This is a genomic window from Armatimonadia bacterium (genome assembly GCA_039679385.1).
Taxonomy (GTDB): domain Bacteria; phylum Armatimonadota; class Zipacnadia; order Zipacnadales; family JABUFB01; genus JAJFTQ01.
Window position 1 is genome coordinate 1 of record JBDKVB010000113.1, and the last position, 5,613, is coordinate 5,613.

The 5,613-nt window shown below is 65.6% G+C and carries 4 protein-coding genes; all 4 read left to right on the forward strand.

Annotated features, from left to right (window positions below):
* Positions 1–147 precede the first annotated feature (147 nt).
* A complete protein-coding gene (locus ABFE16_12900; protein MEN6346190.1) occupies positions 148–309 on the forward strand; it encodes a hypothetical protein in 162 nt (53 codons plus the stop codon).
* Between the two features lie 79 nt (positions 310–388).
* The gene (locus tag ABFE16_12905) at positions 389–2,314 is read left to right on the forward strand and encodes a hypothetical protein (GenBank protein ID MEN6346191.1); all 1,926 of its coding nucleotides are present in this window, start codon (positions 389–391) and stop codon (positions 2,312–2,314) included.
* A gap of 27 nt (positions 2,315–2,341) precedes the next feature.
* On the forward strand, positions 2,342–3,691 hold the full coding sequence (locus ABFE16_12910) for a hypothetical protein (GenBank protein ID MEN6346192.1): 1,350 nt from the start codon (positions 2,342–2,344) through the stop codon (positions 3,689–3,691).
* A 214-nt stretch (positions 3,692–3,905) separates the two neighbouring features.
* The coding region (locus ABFE16_12915; protein ID MEN6346193.1) for a hypothetical protein at positions 3,906–5,613 on the forward strand (1,708 nt) is incomplete at its 3' end.

A 5,613-nucleotide genomic window follows, 5' to 3' on the forward strand; every position in this document is an offset into this window, starting at 1 on the left:
AAGCGCCGAAGGCGGCGTGCGTCGTGAAGGTTGAGCGTAGCGAGTTCCAACAGAAGCCAGTCAAACATGCTTGAGTCACCTCAAGCACCTATACTTCTTGCCGCCCGGCTGAGAACCTCCTCCCCCCCAGAAAACAAGATGTGGGTAATGTATAGGGACGACCCAGAGGGGCAAGGCTACGACACCAGGGGCCTGCGAGTGTTAGGTCTCTGGGAGATAGCCTCCGGCAAGGAGACAAGCGTCTACGCCACCTTTAGCGACGATGTCCGCCATGACGATCCCTTGACGCCCTATGAACTGGCCTGGTGACCTGAAGCGCAGACTGCCTCCCGGCCGCACCCATCGCCTTGATGGTCAGGGCGTCAGCCCATCACGAGAGGTGAGCGACGTGTCTAGACAGCCCCGGTTGTGCGCGATCACAATGGTCATCCTGCTCTACGCGGGAGTTGCCCGGACTGCATATGCGCAGGAGACTGCCAGGCCGGAGCGGAGGCTGACGACAACCCGGCGGAAGACCTTCGACTGGGCCATCGAACAGGCCCGGGGCTTCCTCGCGAAGGAGCCGCTGATCGCTCACCCGCGGCCTTCCGAGATCCAGTGCCGGGCTGAGGTGGACATCGTTACTCCAGCCGACACCGTCGTGGACCTGATCGATCACGTGAGCGGCCAGCCCCTGGGGATGGTGATCCTGGAGGCGCCTGATCCCACTCCCATCGCCTTTGCCTGGCATACCCGCGAGTATGTGGACCTGCGCGAGACTTCGCTGCTCTCCGTCGAACAGGCCCAAAGCATCGCAGCCGATGTCGTGCTCCGTCACTGGCCCGACGCGCCCGTATCCGGGCTAGCGCGCGAGACAGGCACCAGACCCATCACAAGGGAGGGCCGTTACAGCTTCGGGTGCAGTCGCTTCGTTCACGGTGTGCAGGCCCTGTCTGTAAGTGTCGGCATTCGCGCCTGGGATGGCAAGCTGGGAGCCTTCTACACTTACCGCCACCCAGACCCGGGGTCAATCCCGCCTCCGAGCTTCAGCGAAGCCGAAGTGCGCAGGCGCCTTCTGGACGCAGCCTGTCGGAAACTGAAGTGCAGTCAGGAGGCTCTGCGAGCAGTGACCGTGAAGCGCAAGTGCTTCCCGCAGGACAAGGGCGAGCTGTATGGCTGGGAGTTGTCCGCCTGGCTGCCCGGTGACCCTCGCGTCGCCATCGTCCACGCCTATCTGGTGGAGCCGGGCGGGACAGTTGATGGAGTGGAAGTCAGGTGGGAGCCACGCGCACCATCACCGGCCCCTGCGTGGGACGCCACCTGTGCCCGTTACGCCTGGCCCTCCTGGTCGGCAGACGGGAAGGCCATCGTGTCACAGGCTGGAGATGTGCGTTGGGCTGGCTACCCGCCATGGGATTCGTCCATTCCCCAGTCGGTGGTGGTCTCCGACCTCGCAACGGCACGAACCTTCCTGCTTCGCCCGCTTCGCGAGGTCGGCTGGCCGAGTCTGTACTACTGGGACCCGCCGACGGCCTGGACCTCGGAACGCCTGGTGCTGCCGGTGGGGTACCGCCATCAGCTCCTCGTGCTGAACCTGCTCTCCGGCGAGACAAGACTGTGCAGCCTATCGGACTACGCGGAAGTGAAGTCGAGCGTGGCCGTCCAGGGCGACCTCGTCTGCGTGGCCTGCCAGGCGTGGTCCGCGGACGCCGACATCGCCGTCGCATCTCTCCAGGCCTCCTCTGACGAGAAGGTCCAACTGCGTCCGCTGCGCCTGCCGGGTACTGATTCGAACCCCATCTTCGCACCCGGGGACGCATGCATCTACTTCGCGCACGCCGCGCCGGGCAAGGAAGCTGAGAAGGCCTCGTGGGAGATTCTGCGCGCCCGGGTCACCGATGGCCCTGCCCTGGCGCCGCCGGAGCCTGTCGTAACCGGGCTTGGCTGCGTCGGCCGAATGTCCTTCTTCCCCAACGGTCGCCGGCTTCTGGTCTGGCATGGCGACAAGCTCGACGTGGTGGACGTCGAGGCCAGGACCAGGACGCCCCTGGATCTACCCGCCTTGCATGACCCCGACTTGCCCGCGGACTGCCCCGCCTTGTGGCTTCGCGACCCGGCAGTGAGCCCCGACGGGACGCGCCTGGCCTTCAGCGGCTATCGCGATTCCGGCGACCCCGAGCACGGGACCGGCTTCCACATCTACCTCTGCCGTTTCGACGGCAGCGACCTGAAGCGTCTTACGCCGCTGGTAGACGTTCCTGTCGAGCCCTACGTCTACCCGCAAACCGGCAAGACCGCCCTTGATGTGGTCCGCGAGACCGCCCTTGTTCAGTAAACCGACGGCGAGTAGCGAGGTGTCCTAATGACGCGATGGGGCCCTGGCCTGCCAACGGTCGCCCTCAAGCCGACACAGCGGGCGCTGTCTCTCCTGGCGGTCCTTCTCTCGGGGTGCCTTGCTCCCGTGGAGAAGCTGCCGGAGAACCGTCAGGCTCCCGTCGAGCTGCTGCCGATTGAGCACTGCCGCAAGCTGGCGCAGGAGTGGGCGTCGTGGATCGAAGAGCCACTGGTGTACGAGCCGCCCAAGGCCGAGGACAGCTTCCTTGACGACCACTTCCTGCGGCGGTACAGCTTCGTCACGCCTTCGGGGAAGGACCGCGTCGAGGTAAATGCGCTCCGGGGCGACCGTCTGACCTGGACGAACCTCCCCGCGACGGCCCGAGCAGCCGAGAGAGCAGCGAAGAGTACCACTCCCGCCGCAGGCACCACGCGGAAGAGGTCTGAGGTAGCAGCGGAGTTCATGGAGCGGTATCTGCGCCGGGTGCCGGGGGCGCAGTACCTTCCTTTCGGAGCCGACCTGTGGGCGGTGTGTGTGTCACGAAGATGCGTGGGAACCGTGGTCGTCAGAGGCGACGATAGGACAGGCCAGGTGCGTTACGCCAGTCAGTGGCAGCCTGCGGTTCGACCCGCCCTTGCTCCTGCGGTCAGCCTGCACCGCGCCTCGAAGGCAGTCCGGGGAGCGCTGACCCGCCACCTGCTATGGTTTGCGTTGGTTGAGCTTGCGCCCAACACGAGGTTCGCCGGTCTCGAGTCTCAGGGCGTGGAAGCGCTGACGGACATGCCTGACTGCCTGGGGATGCGAAGGCTTGCCTACGGGTTCTGCGCGGTCCTCGAGGAGAGACAGATAAGGCTAATGCCGGGTCCAAGAGTGGGCGAGGAGGACCGGAGGATGCATACGGTAGTTGCTGGGTTCTCCGTAGATGCGCAGAGCGGGGAGGTCTACCCGTCTGAAGACCCCTTTGTCGGCTGGCTGGAGACGGTACAGGGCGAGAAAGTACCGCACCTGGATCTGGGGGAACTGAGCCACCCTGATCTGGCCTTCGCGCCGAAGATCCGGGCGCAGCGGCCGTACCTCTACGTCGGCTACCTACAGAGCGTGATCTGGCGCGGGCAAGTGCGCGAGGAGAAGGACGGGAGCGCCGTGGTGAAGTACCGCGGCAAGACCTGGGCCCTCAAGGCCGACAGCAGGGAAGCCCTGGTCGACGGTGTCCCGAGGCAGTTCCCGCGGCGTCCGCTCACGATCCGTGGCTACCTGTACCTGCCGGCCTGCCTGATCGAGGCCATCACTGGCTGGCACATGACCTACGTGCCGAGGGAGAACACGGTCTACCTGTACACCACCGGACCGAGCAGCAGCCCGCATCAGGACGACTGAGGGTGGACGCTGCGCCAACACCTGCAAGCTCGACGTCGCTACAGGTCACCTAACCGGCGCCTCAGAGGGGACTGCCATGGAGCTCCCGCACAGTCAAAGGCCCCACGGACTCGACCGCCTCGTGCTGAACTTGGCGTGGCTCGGCCTCGCGTGCATAGCCTTCTCGGCCTTGGCACAGGAACCAAAGCATGGCCCACTCAAGCCAGAGCAGGCCATGCAGGCAACCTTAGCCGAGTGCCCGCAATGTCGTGCGCTTGCAGAGAAGCTCGCCGCCGACCCTCGGCTACCGACCGGGATGAAAGTCACAGTCGGCAAGCATCTTGCCGCAGGGTGGTTAGGACGGCGGTCGCCCGAGGCGTGGGAGTACACGCTCCAGCGCCCTCCTTGCGCTGCCGCGGCACGGGTCGAGATCGGGCATCCTCTCCACCGCGTTCTCTCCCTGCGGGTGCCCTATGACCCCACGGAGCTGACACAGCAGGTTCTTCCCTACGAGCAACTCCAAGGTGTGGCGCTGGAGTTCGCGCGTCACCACTTCCCCTGCGTGTGGCAGCGCGGCTTCAGTGTCGTGCCGTATCCGCGCGATACGCACATCTGGCCGGAAGGCGTCGTGAGGTTCCGCTGGGGCGCATACAGTGGTGAGGTAGGCCTGCCCCTGGCGGTCAGCGTGGAGGTTTCGGTCTGCGACGCCAGAGTCGTTGCGGCCGATCTGACGGACATCCCACCGACGATTCCGATCACCCCGAAGCTGTCCAGAGAGCAGGCAATCGCCGTCGCGAGGGTAGCCGCCCGTGCGCTGGTGCCGAAGGCCACCGAGCTGCCCCTCTACTACGCGCACTGTGGGATATGGGTGAACCCGCAGGCCCAGGGCATGAACTGGGCCATCACCTTCGCCCACCCCAGTCCGGATGAACTCGGTAACACACGCGGCATCCACGTCTCTATCAACGCACTGGACGGATCGGTCAGTGAAACCGAGGTCATGCCGCTGAGCCCGGAGGTCCTCTGGTGGATGACGGATGGGCAACAGGGCCGCCCGCCACTCACCGGACTCGAGCATCCAGGGGGTTTCGAGGAGGCGTCGCCCGCCTGGACACCGGACGGCAAGCAGGTGGTCTTCCAGTCGACACGTGGACGGCCGGGACGCCCCGGCTGGTGCCAACGAGAGCCAGGAGTGTTCATCGTGGAGGTCGATGGCCGCTCCCTGCGCGTGATTGAGCCCGGTGTCCGCGGACCGTCGACGGACCCGGCCATCAGCCCCGACGGCGAGGAGTTGGTCTGCCTTCGTCGCGATGGGCGCCTTCTCTGGTTGCACCTAACCACCGGACGGTGGCGGGTGCTCAACCGAGAAGACCGGCCGGCAGGGGCAGCCACCTGGGCTCCAGATGGCTCCTCGATCGCCTTCCACGCCTTACGCAGGCAGGGCGACATCGACATCTTCCAGTGCGGTCTCCGTCGCGATGCGGGCATGGTGATACCTGACGATCGCTTCCGCCTGGTCCACCTCACGGACATTGATATGTTCCCGATCTTCGCCCCTGATGGCAGCCGCGTCTACTGGGGCCATTGCTCCCTGCTGACAGGTCCTCTCGAGGCGTACGCGGGTGGCGCACTATACCGCGTCCTACCGGGCAGGCAATACTGGGAGAACACGCCGGAGCTCATCCTCGGCAAGTTGGGAGTGGTGGAGCGCCTGTCCTTCTTCCCCGACGGTCGCCGGCTTCTGGTTTCGCATGGTGACAAGCTTGACGTGGTGGACGTCGAGGCGAAGACCAGGACGCCTTTGGGTCTGCCGGCACTACATGACCCCGACTTGCCCGCGGGCTGCCCCGCCTTGAGGCTGCGTGACCCGGCAGTGAGCCCCGACGGGACGCGCCTGGCCTTCAGCGGCTACAGAGACTCCGGCGACCCCGAGCACGGGACCG